This is a genomic window from Clostridium sp. C8 (genome assembly GCF_001010885.1).
GTDB classification, from domain to species: domain Bacteria; phylum Bacillota; class Clostridia; order Clostridiales; family Clostridiaceae; genus Clostridium; species Clostridium sartagoforme.
In genome coordinates this window covers 14,357-41,232 of record NZ_LBMX01000011.1, presented here as the reverse complement: position 1 = coordinate 41,232, position 26,876 = coordinate 14,357, and the positions used below count along the sequence as shown (strand labels likewise).

Below are 26,876 nucleotides of genomic sequence, written 5' to 3'. Positions count from 1 at the left end.
TCTTCACTTTTTACTCTTCCCTATTATTGCTTATTACTTATTACAGAAATTCCAATAGAATTTTCTCATCAACTTTCCTCTTTCATTCTTTCACTTTTAACTATTACTAATTATTTCAGAAATTCCCAATGGATTTCATCCATAACTCTTTCACTTTTTCATTCCTTCACTTTTCCAATTCCTTCTGGGTTTGTTATTTTCCCTGTTAGTGCTGATGCTGCTGCTACAGCTGGACTTGCTAAGTAAACTTCTGATTCAACATGCCCCATTCTTCCTACGAAGTTTCTATTTGTTGTTGATATTGCTCTTTCCCCCTTAGCAAGAATTCCCATATGTCCTCCTAAACATGGACCACAAGTTGGTGTTGAAACTACTGCTCCAGCTTCAACTAAATCCTTTATTATACCTTCTTCTAAAGCTTGAAGATAAATTTTTTGAGTTCCCGGGAAAACAATGCATCTAATTCCTTTTTTAACTTTCTTACCCTTTAGAATATCTCTTGCAATTCTTAAATCTGATATTCTTCCATTTGTGCAAGAGCCTATAACTACTTGATCTACAACCACTTCTCCAACTTCATCTATAGTTCTTGTGTTATCTGGTAAATGTGGGAATGCCACTGTTGGTCTTAACTTACTTAAGTCTACTTCATAAACTTCATCATATTCTGCATCTTTATCTGCTTCATAAATTGTCCATTCTCTTTGCGCATGCTCCATTAAATATTTTATTGCTACATCATCTACTGGAAAGATTCCGTTTTTTCCTCCTGCCTCAATAGCCATATTAGCCATTGTAAATCTATCATCTATTGATAAGTATTTTAATCCATCCCCTACAAACTCCATTGATTTGTATAAAGCTCCATCAACACCTATCATTCCAATTATGTGAAGTATTACATCTTTTCCACTTACCCATTTTGATGGCTTGTTTTTTAATACAAACTTTATTGCTGAAGGAACCTTAAACCAACACTTACCTGTAGCCATTCCAGCTGCCATATCTGTTGATCCTATTCCTGTTGAAAATGCTCCTAATGCTCCATATGTGCAAGTATGTGAATCTGCCCCAATTACAACATCTCCTGCAACTACTAAACCTTTTTCTGGTATTAAGCAATGCTCTATTCCCATTTCCCCAACTTCAAAAAAATTAGTGATTTCTTTTTCTCTAGCAAATTCTCTAATAAATTTACATTGCTCTGCTGCCTTTATATCCTTATTAGGTGTAAAGTGATCTGGAACTATTGCTATTTTATCTTTGTTAAATACCTTATCTAAATTTAATTTTTTGAATTCATTTACTGCAACTGGAGATGTAATATCATTACCTAATACTAAATCTAAGTTTGCTTCAATTAATTGTCCTGCCTTTACACTTTCTAAACCTGCATGAGCTGCCAAAATCTTTTGAGTCATAGTCATTCCCATGTTTTTTTGTCCCCCTTTTTAAAAATACATTCTTACTGTTTTTTCTATATCTTTTATTAATTTATATTCTAATGAATCTACTAATGCTATCCAACTGGCTTCTACAACATCTCTTGATACCCCAACTGTACTCCAATTTTCTACTCCATCTGTTGATTCTATAAGAACTCTTACCTTTGCTCCTGTAGCACTTTCCGAATCCAAAACTCTAACCTTATAATCCACTAATCTAACTTCTTTTAACTGTGGATAAAAACTTTCAAGAGCTTCTCTCAATGCTTTATCTAATGCATTTACAGGTCCATCTCCTTCGGATGCGGTCATTTTATTTTTGCCATCAACTGTTATATTAATTAATGCTGTTGACGTAAAATTCTTATTATTCCAAGGCTGCTCACCTATAGTTTTAAAGTGATTCAACTTAAAGAAAGGTTTGTATTTCCCTATTGTCTTTCTTATTAAAAGTTCAACTGTCCCTTCTGCTCCTTCGAACTTGTAGCCTTCATATTCTAAGTCCTTTAGCCTATTTGTTATCTTTTCCACTTCTTTACTATCTCTTGTTATACTTGGGAAAATTTTTTGTATTTCTTTTAGAATGGTACTTTTACCACTTACTTCTGATACTAAGAATCTTCTATTATTTCCTATCAGCTCTGGCTTTATATGCTCATATGATTTTGATGCTTTTTCTACTGCATCTATGTGCATACCACCTTTATGCGCAAAAGCTGATGCTCCTATATAAGGCATATTATCTAACAAGTTTATATTGGATATTTCCGAAACAAACCTTGCTGTCTTTGTTAAATCTGCTAATTTTTCCTTTGGTATAGCTTCATATCCCATTTTCAATTGCAATGTCGGTATAATAACTGATAAATTAGCATTTCCACATCTTTCTCCTATACCTATAAAGGTACCTTGAATATGACATATCCCCTCTTCTACTGCTATTATTGAATTTGATACTGCCATACCAATATCATTATGACAATGAATACCAATTCTTCCACCTAGTGAATCAACTACACTTTTTGATATATTTTTAATTTCACTAGAAAGTGTTCCTCCGTTTGTATCACATAATACTATTACATCAGCTCCTGCTTCTTTTGCTGAGGTTATAGTTTCAAGAGAATACTTTTTATTCTCTTTGTATCCATCAAAAAAATGCTCTGCATCAAATATTACTTCTTTGTTTTTGCTTTTTAAATACTTTATTGAATCAACTATCATCCTTATATTTTCTTCTAAAGAAGTTTTTAATATATCTTTAACTTGAAAGTCCCATGTCTTCCCAAAGATAACAACAACATCAGTTTCAGCCTCTAATAAGCTTCTAATATTATTGTCATCTTCGACCCTTATGTTAGCTTTTCTTGTTGCCCCAAATGCTGCTAACTTAGAATTCTTTAAATTAACATTTTTCATTCTCTTAAAAAATTCCATATCTTTAGGATTAGATCCAGGATTACCAGCCTCTATATAAGATACCCCTATTTCATCTAACGCTATAGCAACTTTGATTTTATCCTCAAGAGAAAATGAAATATCTTCACCCTGTGCCCCATCCCTTAAAGTCGAATCAAAAATCTCTATACGACTATTGCTCATTGCTAAAACACCCCCAATAGTAATGTGAAGAATGAAAGAATTAATAATTAAAAAATTACTATAATAATTCAGCAAAGCTGAATTATCAAATTTAATTTAAGAAATCCCTTAGGAATTTCAATATAAATTTTTTCATTTTTTCATTCCTTCATTTTTTCATTCTAATTAAAATATTCCCCATAGTCTGTTATATTTTTGTCTCCTCTTTCTAATGCTGTTATTCCTGTTCTTACTATTTCCACTATTCCGTAGTCTTCCATAAGTTCTATTAATGCATTTATCTTACTATCGTCTCCTGTGAGTTCAATGGTTACTGTATTGTGGGCTACATCTATTATTTTGCTTCTAAATATTTTTACTACTTCGTTTATTGCCCCTCTTTTTTCTGCTGAAGCTTGTACTTTAATTAAAACCAGCTCTCTATATACTGAATATTCAGACTTTAATTCATGCACTCTTAGTACATCCTCTAGCTTGTTCAGCTGCTTTTTAAATTGTTCTAAAGCATCCTCATTTCCCATTAATGCTATTGTCATTCTTGATATTTCAGTATTTTCCGTTCTTCCAACTGTTAAACTATCGATGTTAAATCCACGCCTTGCAAATAACCCTGAAACTCTAGTTAATACCCCTGATGAGTTTCGCACTAGTACTGATAACACATGCCTTTCCAATTTTTTGCCCCCTTTTATTAAAAAATTGTGTGAAAAAACCACCATTAATGATATGACTCAATATGGTGGTAATAAACATTCCGCCTTAATTATACTATCACTAGGTTCCAACAAACCCTTGCCTTTAACGGTGCTTACCGGTTATCCTTTACTTATACCTCTTCGTACTTTCAAGGACACTGCTCTGGAGTGATAATCATTTAGTAAAGTATCCATTCACACCTACCATGGACTCTCTGTAACTTTATTCTCTAAATAAAAGTCTCCTTCTTTGCATTTTATAAAATTTATAAGGACCTATTAAATTTTGGTATTGCTAAAATTTTACTCCCCATTCTCTCTGATGTCAACAATTTATGAAAACTTTGCTAAATTACTTTTTTCAACACTGTTTTCAATACAAACTTTTATCACTTTAATAATATAATGGCTATATTATTAAATAAATTGTAATTATTTTTATTTATGTATATTTGTTTTATATATTTATTTCTTTAAATTAACAAATTGATTTATACATTTTATTTTCATTTTTTAAAGTATTTTAAATTATTTACATTATATTTAAATTGATATAGAATATGTTAAATATATATTTTGAAAGGTATGATTTAAAAGCAAATTCTAATAAACAAATAGGAATCTCTACTATTAATTAAAAAAATCATACTGATATAATGATGTACAACAAAGTTAATGGAGAAACTTTTTCTTATGTACTAAAACCTGCTATAATTAATCCAGATAAAGCCGTCAAATACTCTGGAGTACTTCATATACGAATAAAAAATGTAAAAGATAATGGTGAATTATAAATATTTGTAACAATAGAAGAATAAGTAGAAATAACTTTAACAACTTATTTTATACACAGATTTTTAGAATATAATTTCCTATAGAGTAAAAAAATACATTTCCTTGTCTAGATATTATCTAACACTCAGAAATGTATTTTTTTAATTAATTAATTAATATATTCTGTAACAAAATCAGTAAAAAGAATTCCATCTAAATGGTCTATTTCATGACAAAAACATTTTGCCAAATCTCCTGTACCTGTCAATATAATTTTTTCACCATTTTCATTTAAAGCTTCAATGGTAACTTTAGCTGGTCTCTCTAATTTTCCATATTTATTAGGAATGCTTAAACAACCTTCAACCACCTTTTGAGTTCCTTCAGCTTTAATGATTTTAGGATTAACTAGCTTTATAAGGCCTTCTCCCATATCAATAACAACTAATCTTTTTAGCACTCCTATTTGAGGAGCTGCAAGTCCGCCACCATTTTCGGTATTATACATAGTTTCTGCCATATCATCTAGTAGCTGTCTTATTTTATCATCAACAACTTTAACTTCTTTACTCTTTTTTCTTAATATTTCATCACCAACTAATCTAATTTGCCTTAATGCCATTACACTACACCTCTTCTTTGTTGTGACCTAGATTTTCTCTCACTTTCTTCAAATAAAAAAATATCCTCTATCCTACTATTAAATACTTTTGCAATATCATAAGCTAACCAAATAGATGGCTCAAATTTCTCTGTTTCAATGGCATTGATTGCTTGTCTTGATACACCAACTAATTCTCCTAATTGTTCTTGAGTTAAACCTAAATCTTCACGCAATTTTTTTAATCTATTTCTCATACACTACCACTCCTGTAAAGTTTACCTTACTTTTAGTGTACTATTTCACTTCTTTCATGTCAAGTCTACATTACATTAATTTAATTAATTATATACATATATGTTTTTAAAATTAGCTATTTTATACTTTCTTTTTAATCCTTAAATTTCTTTAATATTATAAGTTTATAAAGCTTTAGTGCTTGATCTTATTTCTTAAATTAAAGAGCTCAGTATCTGTACCAAGCTCTTTAATTCATTTTTTATTAGTTTATATATAGTTATCCTATTTTTATACAACTCATTGAAATAGACCCATTTTAAATACTTTGATGAATAATCTCTACATTCTCACCTTCTTGCTGTAATCCAATCACATATAATAGTGGTAAAAAATGTTCATCTGTTGGAACTGCAAGTTTTACTATATCTCCTAGCTCTCTATAATTAATTAGATCTTTATGCTTATGTTCTTTCACAGCTTTAACCATATAATTATCAAAAGCTTCTGCCCATTCATATGCCTCTCCATATATATCATAATCTGCTGTTCCTAAGTTATGAACTATATCCCCACTACCTATAATTAATAATCCCATTTCTCTAAACTTAGATAGTTTTTTACCTATATTATAATGCTGCTCTTCTGTTAAAAGTGCATTTAAACTTAATTCAAACACTGGTATATTAGCTTTTGGAAATATATATTTTAACACTCCCCATGAAGCATGGTCTAGTCCCCATTCATCTGTAAGCTTGGCACCTTCTTCAGATAATTCCTCTACTACCATTTTCGCAAATTCCTTCCCACCATCTGGAGTATATTTTATATTATATATTTCATCTGGAAATCCATAAAAATCATAAATTTGTTTTGGCTTATCACTATATGTTACATAAGTTCCTTTTGTTTTCCAATGTGCTGATATTACCATTACTGCTTTTGGTTCTTTTAAACTCTTTCCCAAATTTTTTAATGCTTTAGTGTAGTCATTATCTAATACTACATTCATAGGACTTCCATGTGAAATAAATAGTACTGGCATTTTCTTATTCATATTATTTCCCTCCTTATTTTTAAATTTATCAATAAATTCTGCTTTTATATTTTATCTATATCGATAGTATTTTATCTAATTCTTCAAAGCTGCTATAACCTTGTGCTATTATTTTTCCTTTATTACCTTCTACCATAATAACAGTTGGGAAACTCATTGCCCCCATTGAAGCTACCATATTAAAAACTGAGTAAGTTTCATTTGTTAATTCTTCTGATAAAAATTTCTTTTCAAACTCATCTTTGTCTATTCCAAACTCTTCTGCTATTGTAGTATAGATTTCTAAGTTATTAGGATCTTTTCCTTCAATAAAAAATGATTCTTGAATCTTTTTAAGAAATTCAAATGAAATATCCTTCTTTAGCTTTTGTGCTAAAACTACAGCTTTTGCTCCAGGTAAACTATCTAAAACCATATTTTTATTACCTAATACATTTTTATTAAATCCTTCTCCAAACTTTCTTCCTGTCAGTCTCTCTATATTTGTATTATGATTCTTTATATAATTTCCTAAATCATCATTAATACCCTTAACATTTTCATCTACCCACATTCCACCTGATAAAATTATAAAATCATATTTATCATTATATTTTTCTTGTATTTTAGTTATTACATTACTGAAACCATAGCACCAACCACACATTGTATCCATAATATAATATATTTTTTTCTTCATATTTACTTATTCCTCCTAAATTTAAATAAATTTTTAAATGGTCAATATATAAACTTTCAATATTATTTATATAATCACTTAAACAATCTAGTTGTAACCATTTAAGTTACAACTATTATAAAAAAATAGAATATATTTATTCCATCTTTTTAATTAGTCCTTCAACTATATCCTTCATAGTAACGTCTTTTAGGACATTTTCCATGGCATCTTGAGCTTTAAAAAGTATAATCTCTAATACAATCTGAATGTTAGCTCCTATTGGACACTTAGGATTAGGATTTTCATGTATTTGAAAAAGCTGACCTTCTTCAACAACATCAACAGCCTTATATATATCTAGCAAAGAAATTTCTTCTATATCTTTTAAAAGATATGCGCCCCCGCTTCCTGGATTTACACCTACTATACCAGCTTTTTTTAACATCCCTGTAACTCTTCTAATAATTACTGGATTAGTATTTACGCTTTCAGAAATCCATTCTGATGTACATAGTCTATCTTTCTCAATAGATACTACTGATAGTATGTGAACAGCTACAGAAAATCTGCTACTTATTTTCATAATAACCCCTCCCGTTGTAACCATTATAGTTACAGCTAAATAAAATGTCAATATTTTATTTGGAATCAAAAAAAAATATTACTAGTATTTTTATTACTAGTAATATTTTTATTAACATATTATATTTTACTTAATATTAAATCTACTAATCCATGCGCCATTTTATCTATTTCTTCTTGATTTTCTCCTTCTAGCATAACTCTAACTAGAGGTTCTGTACCTGAAGGTCTAATCAAAACTCTACCTGCACCATGAAGTGCTTCTTCTATTTTCTTTATTTCATTAACTATTTCTTCATCTTCTAAATATATATTTTTCTTATCATTTGGAACTTCAGCATTAACTAATACTTGAGGAAGCTCTTTCATTATTCCAGCCAATTCACTTAAAGTCTTACCACTTCTCTTTGTTATCGCTGCAACCTGAAGCGCTGTAACTAATCCATCACCAGTTGTATTGTATTCTAAGAATATTATGTGCCCAGATTGTTCTCCACCAAGAATATATCCATCCTTAACCATTTCTTCTAAAACATATCTGTCTCCAACTTTTGTTTTAATAACATTGATACTTTCTTTTTTACAAGCAATGTCTAAGCCTAAATTACTCATTACTGTAACTACTAAAGTATCATCTTTAAGCTTCCCTAAATCTTTAAGGTATTTTGCACATAGCATTAATACGAAATCTCCATTTATAAGATTCCCTTTTTCATCTACTGCTAAACATCTATCTGCATCTCCATCAAAAGCAAAACCTAAATCACATTTTTTTCTTACAACATAATCTTGTAATTCTTCTGGATGAGTTGATCCACAATTTTCATTTATATTTGTTCCATCTGGATTATCATTTATAACATAAACCTCTGCTCCAAGCTCTCTAAATGCTTTTACTGCAGCTTTATAACATGCTCCATTTGCACAATCTAAAGCTACTCTTAAACCTTTTAAATCTACTGGGATTGTAGATAATGCATAGTCTGTATATTCATCGAGAGCTCCAACTTCCATAGATGATCTTCCTAAATCATGTCCTGTTGGACTTGGTACTCCTTCAAATCCACTTTCTATAACTCTTTGGATTTCATCTTCTAATTCATCTTGCAACTTATATCCTTTATTATCAAAAAACTTTATTCCATTATATTCAACAGGGTTATGTGATGCTGAAATCATTATACCTGCATCAGCATTATATTCTCTTATTAAATGTGCTACTGCTGGAGTTGGAACAACACCTAATATAACAGCCTCAGCTCCTACTGAAAGTATTCCTGATACTAAAGCTGCTTCAAGCATATCTCCTGAAATTCTGGTGTCTTTTGCAACTAATATCTTTGGTTTATGAGTTCCTTCCGTTAATACATAAGCTCCTGCTCTTCCTAAACCATACGCTATTTCAGATGTTAATTCTGTATTTGCAATTCCTCTAACTCCATCTGTCCCAAACATTCTACCCATACTTTTTACCTCACTTTTTCTATTGGTTTATTGGTTGTACATAATATAACACTAATAGTATACATTTTTAATTTACATATTACAACTTTATTATATTACAACTTTATTATATTACAACTTTATTATTTTCTATTTCCTTCTAGCCTATCTAATATTAGGTTATACCCTCCGGTTCCATAATTTAAGCACCTATTAACTCTGCTTATTGTTGCTGTGCTAGCTCCTGTAGTTTCTGCTATTTCTGTATAAATTTTTTTTTCTTTCAGCATATTAGCTACATGTATTCTTTGTGCTAAAGCCTTTAATTCATTTATAGTTGCAACATCTTCAAAAAAATTATAACATTCATCTATATTTTCCAATTTTAAAACAGCTTCAAAAAATAAATCTAATTCAGGATTATTAAGTTTACTTTCATTTCTACCCAACTTTTTCAATCCTCCTTTTCTTTAGAATAGTTCTCATAAGTTAAAGTATAATTTATATTAATATTAATTTATAACTGTAACATTGTAAAGCCTTGATAGTTTAAACATCTTAGTTTAAACATCTTCCTCTATTTCTACAGATATAAATTCTTTTAAGCCTCTTTCTTTAAGCTCATTATATACAGCTCTAGTTGGAATAAGCCATACTTCTCCAGTTCCTCTATAAACATTTAATAACCCTTCTCCATTAAGAGCTGTTCCAACAAGTGTAGTTCCTGACTTTTCTACTGTAAATTCTATATTATTACTTCGTAAAATAGCAAAATTCCCATCAATTTTTAAGGTATCTCTAAACATTTTACATCTTAGTATTTCATTTTCAGGCACTGGTACTTCTAACACTACTATTCCACTACCTCTAAGTCTAGTCTGATAAATTCCTTCATTACCAAAAATCATTGAAGATATATTTTTTTGCATTACTGGCTCTACTTGTATATTTTCTTCACAAGCATAAAATAATCCATCATCAACTATAATTTCTTCATCTTCTAGCTCTATTAATGTAAAATGCCCAAATCTAGGTTCTAAAAACACCTCTCCATTTCCTCTAAGAATTGGCTTGAACATACTCTCACCTGTTACTTTGCTTGAAAAAAACTTTTTCCCAAGTCCTATAATTCCTCCTGTTTTATTTTCTATTTCTATATCACCTTTCATATAACTTAAGGCGCTTGCTTCAATCTTTATTGCACTATCCTCTAATATCACTCTTATTTGTCTTAATTTGACCGATGATTTTTTCATAAAATCTAATTGTATTGATAGATTTAAATCATCCGAACCTTCTAAATTATCATATTCTAATATTTGAAATATACTATCATTTCTCATTTCAGAAATCATTGTCATTTTATTGTTTGCATTAAATGAAGTTATCATAATTCCATCCCTCCATCTATATTTTACCATAATTTTATATTTATAAACTACCATATAATTTAATGTATATTCTAAGAGCAAAATAGGTAGAATTAAAATATATCCATTAGTTTTTAAATCTCATTATTTTGTTGGAGATGTTTTATGAAAGCAATTGTTTATGAAGGTATTAAAGATGTTAGAGTTGAAAAAGTTGAAGATCCTAAGATTCAGCATAGTGAAGATATTATAATTAAAGTTACATCTACAGCAATATGTGGATCTGATTTACATTTAATTAATGGTAGAGTTCCTAATCTTAGACATGGGTCAGTTTTGGGTCATGAAACCATGGGTATAGTTGAAGAGATAGGCAATGATGTTACTAAAGTCAAAAAGGGTGACAGGGTTATTGTACCTTTTCCTATATCTTGCGGACATTGTTGGTACTGTGAGCATGATTTATATTCACAATGTGATAATTCTAATGAATATGGAGAAGTAGGCGGATTATTTGGATATAGCGATACTTTCGGAGGATATGATGGAGGTCAGGCAGAGTACTTAAGAGTTCCTTATGCAAATGTTGGTCCTACAATTATCCCTGATGATTTAAGTGACGAACAAGTATTATTCTTAACTGATATACTTCCAACATCATATTGGGGTGTTGATATTAGCGGAATGAAGAAGGATGATACAGTTGTGGTTCTTGGATGTGGTCCTGTTGGGCTTTTAACTATAAAATGGGCTATTTTTAAGGGTGCTAAAAGAGTTATTGCTGTTGATTGCGTAGATTACAGACTAAATCATGCTAAAAACTATAAGGGCGTAGAAACTATTAATTTAGAAGATTATGATGATACTGGTGAGTACATAAAAGAATTAACTGGTGGAGGAGCAGATGTAGTAATTGATTGTGTTGGTATGGACGGTAAAATGTCAACATTTGAAAAAATAGAATCTATGTTAAAACTCCAAGGTGGTTCTAAATCTGCAATAGAAATTGCTAGTAGATCCATTAGAAAATATGGAACTGTTTCTATGGTTGGTGTTTATGGCGCTAGGTATAATTTATTTCCTCTTGGAGACTTCTTTTCTAGAAACATAACTTTAAAAATGGGTCAATGTCCTGCTCAAGCTTATGTTGATCCAATATTAAAACTTATAAAAGAAGGAAAATTTGATGCTACAGATATAATTACTCATAAGCTTTCCTTAGATGAAGGAACTCATGCTTACGATATATTTAGCAATAAAAAAGACAACTGCATAAAGGTAATACTAAAACCATAGATATAAAATGCGAAGCATTTTTCAGTTCACAGTTCACAGTGCACAATTCACAGTTTTCAGTTTTTGGAATAAAGTAACAGAGAACAGGGAATATGCTACACTTAAGTAAGTTTTAAATTTCCCTCACCGATTATTTTTTACCAATAACTTAATTCATTATTAATTTAAATTCTTAATATAAGTTGGCGAAGGTAAATAGGATATGTGAAATAAGCATATAGCGAGAAACTAGAAGTACTTGGTGAAGGAAGAACTACTATACCTTAGTGTTGTTGGTTTGTCTGAGCGCAGCGAGTTTAACCAAAACTCTTGGCATAGTAGTTATCCGAGCCTAGTACTTCTTTGCGTAGCTATTTAGCTTATGAAACATATCTATTTATCGTAGCCTTTATATTCACAATTTATTACAATTGTTACTTGTATTCCTTCGCTTCCTCTTCTCCTGTCATAGCTCTTATTGCTCCTTGTGCTAAGGCCAATAATTCGTCTTCTCCTGGATAAACTGTAATAGGAGCTATCCATCCTGCTCTCTTTGTTAATTCGTCTATAACTTTGTCTGAATATGCTATTCCACCTGTAAATATTATTCTATCCACTTTTCCTTCTAAAACTGTTGCCATTTCTCCTATTGATTTAGAAATTTGATATATAAAAGCATCAAAATATAGTTGTGCTTCTTTATCTCCTTCTGAAACTAGCTTTAATACGTCTCTTGCATCATTTGTATTTAAGTATGCTACGTATCCGCCTTTTCCTACTACCTTATTATATACTTCTTGTTCTGTAAAATTACCACTATAGCACATTTTTATAAGGGCTCCTACCGGTACTGATCCTGCTCTTTCTGGTGAAAATGGACCTTCTCCATCTAGGGCATTGTTTACATCTATTACTTTTCCATTCTTATGAGCTCCTACTGAAACTCCGCCTCCCATATGAACAATTATTAAGTTTAAATCTGTATATTTTATTCCTGATTCCTTTGCATATCTTTTTGCAACTGCTTTTTGATTCAATGCATGGAATTTACTAACCCTTGGTAACTCAGGAACACCAGAAACTCTTGCCACATCATTAAGCTCATCTACAACAACTGGATCTACTATGAAAGCTGGTATATTCAGTTCATTACCTATTTGGTTTGCAATTATTCCTCCTAAATTTGAAGCATGTTGTCCTTGCACACCATCTTTTAAATCCTTAAGCATTTTTTCATTAACCTTATAAGTACCACTTTCCATTGGCTTTAGCATTCCACCTCTGCCAACTACTGCATCTAAAGAATTTATATCAAAATTCTTTTCCTTTAATACATTTATTATTATATCTTTTCTAAATTTAAATTGATCATATATTGTTTCATATTGTGATATTTCTTCTGATGAGTGTCTTAAAGTTTCTACTAACACTTCTTGTTCTCCATCATAAACACCTATTTTAGTTGATGTTGAACCTGGATTTATTATAAGTAATTTTAAAGCCATTTGAATGTCCTCCTAATTGTTATTTATATTCTTTTGCTATTTCCTCTCCTCTTAAGACTCTTAAAGTTCCTTGAGCTAAAGCCAATAGCTCGTCTTCTCCTGGGTAAACTGTAATAGGTGCTATAAAACTTACTTTAGTCATTAAATCCTTTATAAGTTGTTTCCAATAAGCTATTCCACCTGTAACTATTATTCTATCTACTTTTCCTTCCAAAACTGTTGCCATTTCTCCTATTGACTTAGCAACTTGATAAACAAATGCATTGTAATACTTTATCGCATCTTCTCTTCCTTCATTTACCCAATCTTCTAACTCTCTAGCATCATTAGTATTTAGATATGCTACTAATCCGCCTTTTCCTACTATTTTGCTGTATATTTCTTTTTCTGTATATTTACCACTAAAACATAATCTTATTAACTCACCAATTGGAACACTTCCTGCTCTTTCTGGTGAGAATGGTCCATCTCCATCTAAGGCATTATTTACATCTACTACTTTTCCATTTTTATGAGCTCCTACCGAAACTCCTCCACCTAGATGTACTACTATTAAATTTAGATTGTCATAGCCTTCTCCAGACTCTATTCCGTATCTTTTTGCAACTGCTTTTTGATTTAAGGCATGAAATTTACTAACTCTTGGTAATTCAGGTACTCCGGATATTCTTGCTACGTCTTGTAATTCATCAACAACTACTGGGTCAACTATATATGCTGGTATGTCTAATTCTTTAGCTATTTCATTTGAAATTATTCCTCCTAAGTTAGAAGCATGTTGTCCTTGAAATCCTATTTTTAAATCTTCTAACATAGGGTCATTTACTAAATATGTTCCACCTTCCATTGGCTTTAGCATTCCGCCTCTGCCAACTACTGCATCTAAGGTTTTCATGTCTATATTATTATCCTCTAATGCTTTTATAATTATTTCTTTTCTAAAAAGGAATTGATTATAAATACTATCATATTTTCCTATTTCATCTGAAGAATGTCTCAAGGTTTTAACAAAAACCTCTTTTTCATCTTGGTAAATACCAATTTTAGTTGAAGTTGATCCTGGATTGATAATTAGTAATTTGTAAGACATAACAAAGTCTCCTCCATAATATTATTTTTTTGCTTCTGCAACTAATGCAGCTAGTGCAATGGAGTGTACCTTTGTTTCAAAACTATCAGCTCTGGATGTTAATATTACTGGAGCAGATGTTCCAACTAAAAGTCCTCCATTTCTTGATTTTGATGTATATGTTAAAGTTTTATACATAACATTAGCGGTTTCAATATTTGGAAGTAAAATTATATCTGCTTTTCCTGCTACTTTTCCTGTTATTCCTTTATGATATGCAGCTTCTTCTGATATTGCATTATCAAGTGCTAGAGGTCCATCAACTATACAACCTTTTATTTGTCCTCTATCATTCATCTTTGATAATAATGCTGCATCTACCGTTGCTGGCATATCTGCATTTACTACTTCTACTGCACATACTGGAGCTACCTTTGGTAATTCTATTCCACAAGCATGTGCAACTTCTACTGAGTTATTTAATATTTGCACTTTTGCTTTTAAATCTGGGTAAGTATTAAATGCTGCATCTGTTAATAAAATTAATCTATCAATTCCTTCTATTTCAAATACAGAAACATGTGACATAAGTTTTCCTGTTCTTAATCCTACTTCTTTATTAAGAACACTCCTTAGAAATGTAGCTGTATCTACTAATCCTTTCATAACCATATCTGCGTTTCCACTTGATACTAACCTTATTGCTTCTAAAGTTGCTTTATTTACATTTGGCTCATGAACTATTTCAAATTGTGTAAGATCCATATCAATTTTTTCTGCTATTTCTTCTATTTTTATAGAATCACCTACTAAAACTGCTTCCGCAATTCCTCTTTCTTTCGCAGCCTTAATAGCTTCTAATACAGGCTCATCCTGTGCTACTGCTACTGCTACCTTTTTCTTAGTACAACTGTTAACCTTTTGCAATAAATCATCGAAATTTTTACTCATTTTAGCACCTCTTATATTATTAATGTTATTTATATTAGTAAATATATAAAGAAATAAAATTTCCTTAACATCTATTATAATCCTTAATTTTCATTAATACACTAGTATTTGTTAAAATTATATCAATTTTTGATATAAACTACAAATATTTCCCTTTAATTGTAACAAAAAAAATTCTGAAAGCTTAAATTTTCAGAATTTTGTATCTTTTATTTTATTGGTTTATATTCTCTTATTATCTTTTCTGCTACCTTTAATCCATCAACTGCAGCAGATATTATACCACCTGCAAATCCTGCTCCTTCCCCTGCTGGGAATAAGCCCTTCATAGATATACTTTGTAAGTTTTCATCTCTTATCATTCTAATAGGCGCAGATGTTCTTGTTTCTATTCCTGTTAAAACTGAGTCATAGTTTCCATATCCCTTGATTTTTTTATCAAAGTCAACTATACCTTCTTTCAGTGCTTCTATTACATATTCAGGAAGACACTTTCTTAAATCTTTAAATACATATCCTGCAGTATAACTTGGAGTAACAGTTCCAAGCTTTTCACTTACTTTATCTTGCATAAAGTCACCTAGTAATTGTATTGGTGCTTTATAATTTCCCCCTCCTAGCTTAAATGCTAAGCTTTCATAATGCCTTTGGAACTCCATTCCCCTTAATGGTGAATCTCCTTCAAAGTCCTCTGGTCCCACTGTAACAACTAAAGCTGAATTCGCATTAACTAAATCTCTCGCATGATAACTCATACCATTTGATACTAATCTTTCATTTTCTGAAGCTGCTGCAACTACAACTCCTCCTGGGCACATACAAAATGAATATACAGCTCTTTTAAGCTTTTCACTTTGATATGTCAATCTATATTCTGCTGCCTTAAGTCTTGGATGATTATACATATCTCCATATTGACTTTTATTTATAAGTTCTTGTGGATGCTCTATTCTAACACCAATTGCAAAAGCTTTTGGTTGCATAAATACCCCTATTTTATGTAACATTTCGTATGTATCCCTAGAGCTATGTCCTATTGCAATAATAAGATTTTCACACTCTATTTCATTGCCATTTACTATTATTGATTTTACTTTACCATCTTCGCTTTTTATTTCTTCTAATTTAGAGGAAAATAATACTTCCCCTCCTAAACTTTTTATTCTTTCTCTTATATTTTTAACTACACCCTTTAAAAGATCTGTTCCTACATGTGGCTTAGCAATGTAAGTTATTTCTTCTGGGGCACCTGCCCTAACTAATTCTTTTAATACATAATCGCATCTTGTATCCTTAATTCTAGTAGTTAGTTTGCCATCTGAAAATGCTCCAGCTCCACCTTCTCCAAATTGTACATTTGATTCTGTATTTAATTCACCTGTTTTCCAGAACTTATTAACAGTTTCTGTTCTTTTATCTACATCTTCTCCACGTTCTATTACTAAAGGTTTATATCCCTTTTCTGCTAATAATAACGATGCAAATATTCCTGCAGGTCCAAAACCTACTACCACTGGTCTATTCTTCAATTCAATATTTCCAAACTCTATATCTGTATCATATGAGGACTCCGTAACCTTTATATCCTTATCTTTTAATTTATTAACTATTTTTTCTTCATTTTTATGCTCTACTTCAACACAATATAGGTATTTTATATCGTTTTTCTTTCTCGCATCCAGACTTTCTTTAATTATTTTAAAGTTTTGAACTTCTTCTTCTGAAACCTTTAATTTCTTAGCTATTTTCTTTATTAATATCTCTCTATCTTCATCTATTCTTAAGATTATATTATTAATCCTAATTGACATAGTTAATCCTCCTTTGTAATAAATTGCAAAGCAATTTATTTAGTTAGCAGTGCACAGTTCACAGTTTATGATAAAACTACTTTGTAGTTTCTGAATTTCAAATTATATCAACTCATTAATCATTGAAATAATGATTTCTTAATTCAGCTAGCTGAATTATTTCCATAACTGTGAACTGTGCCTTATGAACTTCAAACTAGAAATTTTGCTTCACAATTTAATCAACTGTTCCCTGTTACTTGTTCCCTTATACTCTAACTATGAACTTGTGCACTGTGCCTTATGAACTAATCAATTGCTTCCACCATTGACTGCTGAAGAGTCTCCTTGAGCAACGTCTTTAATTACGGTAATAGTAATTTTTTCTATTGAACTTATAGAAAAATTTTCATTTAACCCTTGCAGAGTTACTTTAGGCTCTTGTTCAAATGTTCCATCTTCTTTAAATGAACTTACATCCATTACTGCCCTTACATTATCGGATGTCACATTTACGATTTCATCTTCATATCCACTTATAATAACTTTTACTGTATCCTTATTAGGTGTAGCTTTCACCCCTTGTATAATTCCACTTATACTGTATTTTACGCTAAATTCCTTTGTTACCAACTTTATTACATTTACCTTTGCAGTTACATATTCTTCGCCTTGAGATATGGTCAATCCTTCTGGGACTACTACTCCTAGTGAAACATCCTTGTTCTCACTTATGGTACTTAAATCTAGTGGTGTTGTATTTACTTCATTAATTGAATCTAATATATCTTTAGGTCCTAACAATTCTACTGTTTTTCTTGAACTATCTACAGATTTTAGTTTTATTCCACTCGGTAATTGGCCTATTGTAACAATATTAACTTTTACAGATTTACCTTTACTAACCTTTAATTCAACATTAGCAGTTTTCTCTGAAAGAAAAACGTCTGGAACTTCACTTCCTCCATCATCTAAAGCTTTTATCTCATAGTTTCCCACAATATCCTCAAATACATCTTCTTTATTATCTGTAACAACTAATCTTGACACTCTACTAACTGCTGATTCTGCTCCAATTACTTTAACTTCACTTGGATTTATATTGGCTTCTGATGCAAAATACCCTTGTCTTGGTGTAACATTAATATTAGAAGTTACAGTCATAACTTTTTCCACCATATCTTCTATCTTAATTGATACAGTTAATGTATTAGTGTTTCTTATACTAACTGTAATTGGATAATCTATTATAGACACTGGAATTTTATTTTCGCCTTTCTTCCAGGCATATTCACTTAAGTCTACTTGAACTTTAAAATCACTTTTTTTAATTTTATTTATATCATTTGTATTTCCTTCAACTTTCAATGTTACATATAATTGCTGATTTGGAGTTAATGCTAGTTTTGAACTTGCTAATGTGTCTGTATTTACTAGTTCAACTGGTATTTTACTTATTTCAGTGGTTCTTATTTTGTTTTCTACATTAGTTACATAAACCCATAACCCTATGGATAATAAGATACATATTATAGGTACTACTAATTTGTTTTTTTCCTTCTTATCCAAGCTCTCACCCTCTCCCCAGCTGATTTAACTTTCTTCTTATCACTATGTTGCATCATCTTTATTAAGATTACTCTTAATTTTTCTTTATCATAATTTCTTGTTAATCTTCCATTTATAGCTAAGGATATTACCCCTGTTTCTTCTGATACTACTAAGACTATAGAATCTGAAACTTCTGACAACCCTATTGCAGCTCTATGTCTTGTTCCTAGTTTTTTATTTATTGTATTATTATTTGTAAGTGGAAGTACACATCCTGAAGCCAATATTCTATCTTTTCTTATAATGGTAGCTCCATCATGCAATGGAGTATTAACTACAAATATATTTTCTAATAAATTTGAAGTAACTTTTGCATCTAATATTGTCCCTGAATTTAATACTTCTCCTAATCTCGTTGCTTGCTCTATAACTATTAATGCTCCGGTTTTAGTCTCTGCTAGGTTCTGAATTGCAGTAACTATTTCATTTACTGTTATATTTCTTTCTTCTTCATCTTGTATATTGTGTATTTCTTCAAAAGCACTTCGTCCTATATGTTCTAAAGCTCTTCTTATTTCTGGTTGGAATATAATAACAATAGATAAAAGCCCAATAGTCAATGTTTTATTTAAAATAAAATTTAACATTTCTAATTTTAAGACATAACTTATTGGTATTAATGCTACCATAAGAACTATTCCTTTTAAAAGTTGCTCCGCTCTTGTTTCTCTTATTAACGTATATCCCTTATAAAATATATAAGCAACTACTAATATATCTAAAACAGAAAATACCGATATATTTTTTAATGTGTTTATTATAAATGTACTAATCTCTTGCATAAAGGGCACCCCCTAACCTTCATATATATTAATTATACACCAATTAGTATAATCTTAGTATAATACTTCGATTTTTTTTTAATTTTATAATATTTTCTACTTTACTATAATATAAATTTATGTAAAGAGATTTATATGAGGTGATATTCTATGAAAGAAAAACTTATTACTTTTTCTAAAAACCATAAAAATTTAATGTTATTTTTAGCATCTGCTTTTTTATTATTATTTTTTTCAGTACTTTTTATCATATACAATTCAGATTCTAATATATCTAAAAGAAGCTTAAAACATATAGCTAATGACTTAAATAATATTAATTCAAATTTAGAATCTGGAATTAAAGATTTAACTATTGACACTAATAAATCTTACGAAGTTTTAACTACATCTTCTGGGGAATTAAAGAAACTTTTAACTTCTATATCTGAAGTAAAAGAAACCAATGAAGAAATTTCATCTATAAAGAGTGATTTAAATAATGCTATCGATTCTACTATAGTTTTTTATGATAATTGTATTTATGTTTTATCTAATCCTAATACTATAAAATCTAGTGATGATTTAAATAATTTCCTTACTGCTAAAGAGAAATGTGTTCAAAGCTATTCTATATTAAATTCTCACAATATTAAGATTAATTTTTCGAAGAAATCACTATTATTTTTCGAAAATACTTATAATTATTTAAATACTATAATTAAAATTAATAGAGATACTGAGTTTCAAAATAAGCAACAACGTGAGTTCTTTTTTCAACTTGAAAGTTTTAATTCAGACTTTAATAAACTAAATGAAGATTTAATGATTGCTATTAATAAGATAAGAGAAGATAAGAGAGATTTGCAAGCTGTTATTGATGATATATATAATAAAGAATATATTTATGGAGATATACAATCTAAATCAGTTTCTATTTCTATTCCAGATGGATATATGAATGTATATGAATCTTTAAATGAGTATTTAAATTTATATGGTATATATTTAAAATCAATTAAAGAAGCTGTAATATATGAAAAAACCTGTTCTGATATAGATAAATATTCTGAAGAAATAAATAAAAATTATAAAAATGCTTCTTCAAAAAGAGATGATGTTTTAAAGGCTTATTCTGCATATAAAAGTAATTTCTAAAATAATTAGTATTAAAATTTTCCTTTTGGTAATAATAATCTTGGATTTAATATTATCCAAAAGGAGGTTATTTATGAAATATTTAAAAGCAATACCTATTTTATTTTTAACCTTTTTATTTTCAGCAGAAATTCCTGTATTAGCTTATAGTACTATTAGTACAGCATTCAATACCAATAGTACTATAAGCACTGACGTTAGTAGAGAATTAGATAATAACTTAATAAATATGCCAGAAGAGAATGTGGTTGAAGTTTTTAATCACAATGAAAATTTAATATATTTGACAGAAGATGATTTGAATTTAATGGCTAAAATCGTATATGCTGAAAGTAAAGGTGAGCCCTTTGAGGGTAAAGTCGCAGTTGCATCGGTTATTTTAAATAGGGTATTAAGTCCAGGATTTCCAGACAGTGTTAGGGAGGTTATTCTTCAACCAAACGCATTTTCCTGTGTTATTAATGGGGAAATATCAGTTGTTCCTACAGAAGAATGCTATAATGCTGTTTATGAAGCTATAAAAGGTAATGATCCAACAAATGAAGCATTATTCTTTTATAATCCTTCCATAGCTACTTGTTCTTGGATGCAAGGTGTTGAAAAAGCTGATAGTAAATCTATTGGTCAACATTTATTCTTTAAAACAAGTTACTAAAAATCATATGAATGGAGCTGTCTATGCGACAGCTTCTTCTTTTTTAGAAATTTATCAATCAATATTACTATACTAATATTTTGAATAATTAATCTAAAAAAAGAAATTCAGCAAAACTGAATTTCTACCATAATTGTCAATTGTTAATTATTCAAAAGTTCCCATTACAATTGGTTTCCCATTCTTAACCATAATTCTTCCTTTTGCTATAACAGTATCTATTTCTAAAGAACTTTCATCTACTAAAACAAGATCTGCATCTTTTCCCTTTTCTATTGAACCTTTGTTAGAAAGTTTTAATATCTCTGCTACATTTGATGTTATTACTTTAAGTGCATCTTCTATTTTAATATTATATGTCTTTATACATTCCTTTACTTCTCCATAAAGGGTTTTAACTGAACAAATTCCTAACTTTATTATGTTTCCTTCCTCATCAAATATAGGCATACTTCCATTTCCATCTGATGAAAAAGTTACATGTGATATATCTATAGCATTTTTAAGTAAAATATTTAACCCCTCACTTGCTCTTAATTCTCCTGGCTCTAAGAATCCCGGATCTGAACTTGTAGTAAGGTCTATAAATCCGCCTTTTTTAATATATTCTTCTCCAGCATTAAATAATTCTTTGCTTCTATTTATATGAGTTGGTAATAATTGAGTTGCAGGAATTTCTGTTTCTCTTATTAATTTAAATAAGTAATCTAATTTTCTATCTCCACCACCTAGATGCACATTAACAACTCCAGCCTTTCCAGATAACAATCCACCTACTCTAGCTTGTGCTACTGATTGTATAAATTCTTCATATGTTGATTGGGAACTTCTATTATCAGATAATGCTAACTCCCCTATCCCAATAACTTTGTCTATAAGCATTATATCTTTTTTTATACTATCTGTTAATGTTTTTACTGGTATGTCATAAGAACCTGTATAACAATATGTTGTTATTCCTTCTTCCTCTAAAGCTCTAGCCTTGGCTATTAAACTTCCAATGTCCCTAAAAATACCATCTGTCCCTATACAACCTACAACAGTAGTTATTCCCGCTCTAGTTAAATCTGATAATTTTATTTCAGGTGTTCGTGTGTTAAATCCACCTTCTCCACCTCCACCATTAATATGGACATGACAATCTATAAACCCAGGGAAAAGTAATTTTCCTTTGCCATCTATAATTTTTATATCTAAGAAATTTTTTGGAACATCCAAACTTTCGTATATTCCTTCAATTTTATTTGATAATATAACTACATCCTTTTCTCCTTGATAGTTGGGAGAATAAACTTTTATTCCTTTTATAACTGTTATCATCTACATCTCTCCTATATTTCAATCACTTAAAATATCCTTTATAAGATTATTATTATAAAGGGAATTTGGATATTTACTAACAAGCTCTCCTGCATAAAGTTTACTTTTTTCTTTATCCAAACTTTTATACAATAAGGATATTCTATAATAAGTTTCTTCTATATAGTTCCCATTTTCATAGTTAGATATATAATCTTTAAAATATTTTATAGCTTCTTCATTTTTACCTACTTTTTCACTTGTTGATGCTAATAAAAACATTACATCATCATGTAGATGGTTATTCATTGAATGAATAATAGTGGCTTCTAATAAATATTTAGCTTCTTCATACTTTTCTTCTTGAAATAAACCTGTTGCCTTTATATAATTTTCTCTTATTTCTTCATCTGTTAACGAATTTACTTCTAAAGTACTACTTTTTTTATTTTCTTCATTATCTTTATTTTCTTCATTCTGCTCATTATTTGTGCTTTCATTCTCAACAGGTTTTGAAATATTATTAGCTAATTCTTCTTTATTTATTTGTACTTTTTTAAACTTATTGTTAAGTAATATTCCTGATGTTAAAAAAACTACTGCTATAGATGCTATTATTAAAGTTTTTAAAAGTGATTTATTATTTATATTTAAAATTTCATTTATTTCCTTTTTGATATTTTTAGCCTTATAATTAAACTTATCAATAGATATAACCTTTTCCACATATTCCATACTTAAGCTATATTCAGCTTTCCTTAAGTAACACGTTGCTAAAGCGTTATTGACATTTATGGAATTGAAGTCACTTTCTTTACAAATACTTAAATTTTTCAAAGCTTCATCTATATTTAAGTCGTTTATTAACTCTTCTGCTTTTTCATATAAGTCTTTTCTATAAAAATCCTTCTGTACATCTTTTAAATACGATTTTGCTATATCGTTATTATTATGATGTTCATTTATTTTCCAAATAGGAATCGCTTCCTCAAGATTTCCTTTTAAATACAATAATAATCCCTTTAAATTGAGAAGATTTGAGTCTTCTAAATCTCTTGATATACCAATTTCACAAACTTCTAATGCCTTATCTATATATCCGTTATTATATAAATGAAGTGCTTTTTCATATGCCTTCTTATCCCTATTTTTCATTCAATTACCTCTTCTAAATTTACAAATAAAATATTAATCCCATAATCCCCGCTATTACTATAACTAGTATAGGATGAACTTTTTTACTTAGTAATACTAATCCTATTATCGTAGTTATTATTATACTCTTTAAGTCCAAATAAGATTCTTTTGCTAAGTCTACAAAAGCTTTTATTATTAAGGCAATTAAAACAGGTCTCATTCCCATTAGTGCTGATTTAATTAATGTAGATTCTTTAAATTTTTCTAGGGTATTACTTATTATAGATATTAATACAAATGATGTTATTACTACTCCTGTTGTTGCCATAATGGCACCTAGAACGCCTGATAACTTATATCCTACAAAAGTTGCTGAATTTATGGCAACTGGTCCAGGAGTCATTTGTGATATACCTATAATATCCATAAACTCACTTATTTTAAGCCAATCATTTTTTTCTACTATTTCTCTTTGAATAAAAGGAATCATAGCATAACCACCGCCAAAGCTAAAGGAACCTATCTTAAAAAACGAAAGAAATAATCTTATTAGTATATTCAATTATTTCACCTTCTTTCTTAAAAATACAATTCCATATATCGCTGAAGTCACTATGACTATAATTGGATTTATATCAAAAAATACTAATGCTATAAGGGCTATTATAATAATTACTATATTTTGTACACTTTTATCTATTCCTTTGCTTAAACTTATTGCTCCTGCTAATACAAGCATTGGAACTGCTGCTGTTATTCCCTTAAATACCGCATTAACATAATAATTATCTCTAAACTTCATAAAAAATGCTGCTATTATTAATATTATAAAAAACGAAGGAAGAACAACCGCTAAAAGAGCCATTATAGCTCCAATAAATCCTCCTATTCTATATCCTATAAATACTGAAGAATTAACTGCCAATGCTCCTGGTAAACTTTGTGCTACTACTAATATATCCATGAATTCTTCTTTTTCAATCCACCCTTTATTTTTAACAACTTCTTCTTCTATAAGCGGAATCATTGCATATCCACCACCAAAAGTAAAAGCTCCTATTTTAAAAAATGTTATGAACATTTCTATAATTTTATTCATGTATCCTTTTCACCACCTATACTTAACTATTTTAACTAAAAATAAAAAGCCACATTCATAGTATGTGACTTTTCATCATTTTAATTATTCTTGTTCTAGTATTATCTTCTTAGCTGTTAAAATTGATGTAGCACTCATTGAGAATTCATCTAAACCATATTCAACTAATGTTGGAATTGCAGCTTCATCTCCAGCCATTTCTCCACACATTCCAACCCACTTACCATGCTTGTGAGCTCCGTCTATTGTCATCTTTATTAATCTTAATACAGCTGGGTGCATTGGATTATAAAGGTATGATACTTTTTCACTCATTCTATCAGCTGCTAATGTATATTGAATCAAATCATTTGTTCCTATTGAGAAGAAATCTACATATTTAGCTAATTCATCTGCATACACAGCTGCAGCTGGGATTTCAACCATGATACCCCATTGAATTTTTTCTGAGTATTCTTTTCCTTCTGCTTTTAATTCAGCTTTACATTCTTCTACAAATTCTTTTGCAGCTTGGAATTCTTCTAAGCCTGAAATCATCGGGAACATTACAGCAAGATTTCCATAAACAGAAGCTCTAAGTAACGCTCTTATTTGAACCTTAAATATATCTTTTCTATCTAAACATAATCTTATAGCTCTATATCCTAAGAATGGATTCATTTCTTGTGGTAATGGTAGATATGGAAGTGTTTTGTCTCCACCAATATCTAGAGTTCTTATAACAACTTGCTTTCCATCCATTATTTCAAGAACTTTCTTATAAGATTCAAATTGTTCATCTTCAGTTGGAGCTGAATCTCTATCCATATATAAGAACTCAGTTCTAAATAGTCCAACACCATCTCCACCATTTGCAACTACAGCCTCAGCATCTGCAGGTGAACCTATGTTTCCACAAACTTCAACTCTTCTTCCTGATTTAGTAACTGTCTTTACACTTATAAGTTTCTTTAATTCTTCTTGTTCTGCTAAGAATTTTTCTCTCTTAGCTGTATATTCATCTATAACTGATTGTTCAGGATTTATTATACATACACCTTCAATACCGTCAACTATAATAAAGTCTCCGTTTTTAACAGATGTAGTTATATCCTTCAATCCTACAATTGCTGGTATTTCTAAAGTTCTTGCCATAATAGCTGAGTGAGAAGTTCTTCCCCCAATATTAGTTAAGAAACCAACAACCTTACTTCTATCTAATTGTGCTGTATCTGATGGAGTTAAATCATGAGCTACTACTACAGTATTTTCTTCTGTTATAGCAAATGCATCTCCGCCTTTTCCAGCTAAGTTTGAAATTATTCTCTTTGAAACGTCTTTAATGTCTGCAGCTCTTTCTTTCATATATTCATCTTCCATTGAATCGAATATCATTACAAATGTATTTGTAATATTTTCAACTGCTTTCATTGCATTTATGCTATTTGATTCTATTTCTAACAACATTCCACCAGTAAATTCTGGATCATCTAATAAAGTTAAGTGAGCTTCGAAAACTTGAGCTTCATGTTCTCCAATTTCAGCTAGTGCTTTATCTCTAATTGCAGTTAATTGTACTTTTGCTTGCTCTAAAGCCTTTTGTAGAACTTCTTTTTCTGCTTCTACATTAGAAACTTTTGTATCTGTTATTACTATTTCTTCATGTTCTTGTAAAAATACTTTTCCTATTGCATAACCTTTAGATGCAGCTATACCTTTTTTCATTTCCGAGATTCCTCCTTAATAATAGCTATAAACTCAAATTTTATATGAAATTTATAGAAAGTACTAATCTGTTTTTAAATTACAACTACAATGTATTATATCATACTTTTTCACTATGTTAATAATAATAAACATAAAATTTATTATTTTCTCTTTTAAATTTAAATATTTTATCTATTTTACTTGCATATTTTAAATAAAATTATAATACTCTTAATAATTTTTGTAATTTTTCCCATTATATATGTTCTAACGTATATATTATATACTGTTTGTTCTTTTATATCATAAAAGCCACTCTATATCATTAGCTAAAATGCTATCTCTCTTCCTATTAAGTATGAAGTTTTATTTTATACCTGAAATCTTTGAATCCAATATATTAAAATAGAGCT

The 26,876-nt window shown here is 29.7% G+C and carries 26 protein-coding genes; 4 read left to right on the top strand and 22 right to left on the bottom strand.

Annotated features, from left to right (window positions below; genetic code table 11):
* Positions 1–158 precede the first annotated feature (158 nt).
* The 3 genes from leuC to ilvN form a co-directional block, all read right to left on the bottom strand.
* A complete protein-coding gene (gene leuC, locus AAT22_RS01645; RefSeq protein WP_047000009.1) occupies positions 159–1,433 on the bottom strand; it encodes a 3-isopropylmalate dehydratase large subunit in 1,275 nt (424 codons plus the stop codon).
* 18 nt (positions 1,434–1,451) lie between these two features.
* The gene (gene cimA, locus AAT22_RS01640; protein WP_047000008.1) at positions 1,452–3,047 is read right to left on the bottom strand and encodes a citramalate synthase; all 1,596 of its coding nucleotides are present in this window, start codon (positions 3,045–3,047) and stop codon (positions 1,452–1,454) included.
* A gap of 161 nt (positions 3,048–3,208) precedes the next feature.
* Positions 3,209–3,721 carry an acetolactate synthase small subunit gene (gene ilvN, locus AAT22_RS01635; RefSeq protein ID WP_016205837.1) on the bottom strand — a complete coding sequence of 171 codons (513 nt, stop codon included), beginning with the start codon at positions 3,719–3,721 and terminating at the stop codon, positions 3,209–3,211.
* A gap of 677 nt (positions 3,722–4,398) precedes the next feature.
* Here ilvN and AAT22_RS18955 point away from each other — a divergent pair.
* A complete protein-coding gene (locus AAT22_RS18955) occupies positions 4,399–4,536 on the top strand; it encodes a hypothetical protein (protein WP_156174264.1) in 138 nt (45 codons plus the stop codon).
* Positions 4,537–4,685: 149 nt separating this feature from the next.
* Here the strand turns inward: AAT22_RS18955 and def are convergent, their stop codons facing one another.
* From def to AAT22_RS01595, 8 genes are all read right to left on the bottom strand, one after another.
* Entirely contained in the window at positions 4,686–5,138 is a 453-nt protein-coding gene (def, locus tag AAT22_RS01630) for a peptide deformylase (RefSeq protein WP_016205838.1), read from the bottom strand.
* Entirely contained in the window at positions 5,138–5,374 is a 237-nt protein-coding gene (locus tag AAT22_RS01625; RefSeq protein ID WP_016205839.1) for a helix-turn-helix transcriptional regulator, read from the bottom strand. The genes def and AAT22_RS01625 overlap by 1 nt, the downstream gene beginning before the upstream one ends.
* A 299-nt stretch (positions 5,375–5,673) precedes the next feature.
* Entirely contained in the window at positions 5,674–6,411 is a 738-nt protein-coding gene (ygiD, locus tag AAT22_RS01620) for a 4,5-DOPA dioxygenase extradiol (RefSeq protein WP_047000007.1), read from the bottom strand.
* A gap of 55 nt (positions 6,412–6,466) precedes the next feature.
* Positions 6,467–7,090, bottom strand: a complete 624-nt coding sequence (locus tag AAT22_RS01615; protein WP_047000006.1) for a DsbA family protein — start codon at positions 7,088–7,090, stop codon at positions 6,467–6,469.
* 136 nt (positions 7,091–7,226) lie between these two features.
* Positions 7,227–7,655: an Rrf2 family transcriptional regulator gene (locus AAT22_RS01610; protein WP_016205842.1), complete on the bottom strand. Its 429-nt coding sequence runs from the start codon at positions 7,653–7,655 to the stop codon at positions 7,227–7,229.
* 119 nt (positions 7,656–7,774) lie between these two features.
* Complete coding sequence (glmM, locus tag AAT22_RS01605; RefSeq protein WP_016205843.1) at positions 7,775–9,118, bottom strand: phosphoglucosamine mutase; 1,344 nt, start codon at positions 9,116–9,118, stop codon at positions 7,775–7,777.
* A gap of 122 nt (positions 9,119–9,240) precedes the next feature.
* Positions 9,241–9,546, bottom strand: coding sequence for a YerC/YecD family TrpR-related protein (locus AAT22_RS01600; protein ID WP_047000005.1), 306 nt, complete (start codon positions 9,544–9,546; stop codon positions 9,241–9,243).
* Between the two features lie 114 nt (positions 9,547–9,660).
* A complete protein-coding gene (locus AAT22_RS01595; RefSeq protein ID WP_047000004.1) occupies positions 9,661–10,488 on the bottom strand; it encodes an AIM24 family protein in 828 nt (275 codons plus the stop codon).
* A 144-nt stretch (positions 10,489–10,632) separates the two neighbouring features.
* Between AAT22_RS01595 and AAT22_RS01590 the strand changes: the two genes are divergently transcribed.
* On the top strand, positions 10,633–11,763 hold the full coding sequence (locus AAT22_RS01590; RefSeq protein ID WP_047000003.1) for a zinc-dependent alcohol dehydrogenase: 1,131 nt from the start codon (positions 10,633–10,635) through the stop codon (positions 11,761–11,763).
* A gap of 413 nt (positions 11,764–12,176) precedes the next feature.
* Here the strand turns inward: AAT22_RS01590 and buk (AAT22_RS01585) are convergent, their stop codons facing one another.
* The 6 genes from buk (AAT22_RS01585) to cdaA form a co-directional block, all read right to left on the bottom strand.
* Positions 12,177–13,247 (bottom strand): butyrate kinase, encoded by a 1,071-nt coding sequence (gene buk / locus AAT22_RS01585; protein ID WP_016205846.1) that lies wholly within the window; start codon positions 13,245–13,247, stop codon positions 12,177–12,179.
* Positions 13,248–13,266: 19 nt separating this feature from the next.
* The gene (buk, locus tag AAT22_RS01580; protein ID WP_016205847.1) at positions 13,267–14,337 is read right to left on the bottom strand and encodes a butyrate kinase; all 1,071 of its coding nucleotides are present in this window, start codon (positions 14,335–14,337) and stop codon (positions 13,267–13,269) included.
* 21 nt (positions 14,338–14,358) lie between these two features.
* The gene (ptb, locus tag AAT22_RS01575; RefSeq protein ID WP_016205848.1) at positions 14,359–15,267 is read right to left on the bottom strand and encodes a phosphate butyryltransferase; all 909 of its coding nucleotides are present in this window, start codon (positions 15,265–15,267) and stop codon (positions 14,359–14,361) included.
* Between the two features lie 209 nt (positions 15,268–15,476).
* Positions 15,477–17,078: an FAD-dependent protein gene (locus AAT22_RS01570; RefSeq protein WP_047000002.1), complete on the bottom strand. Its 1,602-nt coding sequence runs from the start codon at positions 17,076–17,078 to the stop codon at positions 15,477–15,479.
* A gap of 291 nt (positions 17,079–17,369) precedes the next feature.
* Positions 17,370–18,626, bottom strand: a complete 1,257-nt coding sequence (locus AAT22_RS01565) for a CdaR family protein (protein ID WP_047000001.1) — start codon at positions 18,624–18,626, stop codon at positions 17,370–17,372.
* Positions 18,599–19,450, bottom strand: coding sequence for a diadenylate cyclase CdaA (gene cdaA / locus AAT22_RS01560; protein ID WP_016205852.1), 852 nt, complete (start codon positions 19,448–19,450; stop codon positions 18,599–18,601). The genes AAT22_RS01565 and cdaA overlap by 28 nt, the downstream gene beginning before the upstream one ends.
* Before the next feature lie 150 nt (positions 19,451–19,600).
* On the opposite strand from cdaA, the gene AAT22_RS01555 reads away from it, so the two are divergent.
* A complete protein-coding gene (locus AAT22_RS01555; RefSeq protein WP_047000000.1) occupies positions 19,601–20,587 on the top strand; it encodes a hypothetical protein in 987 nt (328 codons plus the stop codon).
* Positions 20,588–20,660: 73 nt separating this feature from the next.
* Positions 20,661–21,242 (top strand): cell wall hydrolase, encoded by a 582-nt coding sequence (locus AAT22_RS01550; RefSeq protein WP_016205854.1) that lies wholly within the window; start codon positions 20,661–20,663, stop codon positions 21,240–21,242.
* 147 nt (positions 21,243–21,389) lie between these two features.
* On the opposite strand, the gene iadA is transcribed toward AAT22_RS01550, so the two are convergent.
* The 5 genes from iadA to ptsP all read right to left on the bottom strand — a co-directional run bounded on the left by iadA (position 21,390) and on the right by ptsP (position 26,481).
* Positions 21,390–22,562, bottom strand: coding sequence for a beta-aspartyl-peptidase (gene iadA, locus AAT22_RS01545; RefSeq protein WP_046999999.1), 1,173 nt, complete (start codon positions 22,560–22,562; stop codon positions 21,390–21,392).
* Between the two features lie 18 nt (positions 22,563–22,580).
* Positions 22,581–23,696: a tetratricopeptide repeat protein gene (locus AAT22_RS01540; protein ID WP_046999998.1), complete on the bottom strand. Its 1,116-nt coding sequence runs from the start codon at positions 23,694–23,696 to the stop codon at positions 22,581–22,583.
* Between the two features lie 19 nt (positions 23,697–23,715).
* Entirely contained in the window at positions 23,716–24,240 is a 525-nt protein-coding gene (locus AAT22_RS01535; RefSeq protein ID WP_016205857.1) for a chromate transporter, read from the bottom strand.
* Positions 24,241–24,777, bottom strand: coding sequence for a chromate transporter (locus tag AAT22_RS01530; RefSeq protein WP_016205858.1), 537 nt, complete (start codon positions 24,775–24,777; stop codon positions 24,241–24,243).
* 84 nt (positions 24,778–24,861) lie between these two features.
* Entirely contained in the window at positions 24,862–26,481 is a 1,620-nt protein-coding gene (ptsP, locus tag AAT22_RS01525) for a phosphoenolpyruvate--protein phosphotransferase (RefSeq protein WP_046999997.1), read from the bottom strand.
* Between the last annotated feature and the right edge of the window lie 395 nt (positions 26,482–26,876).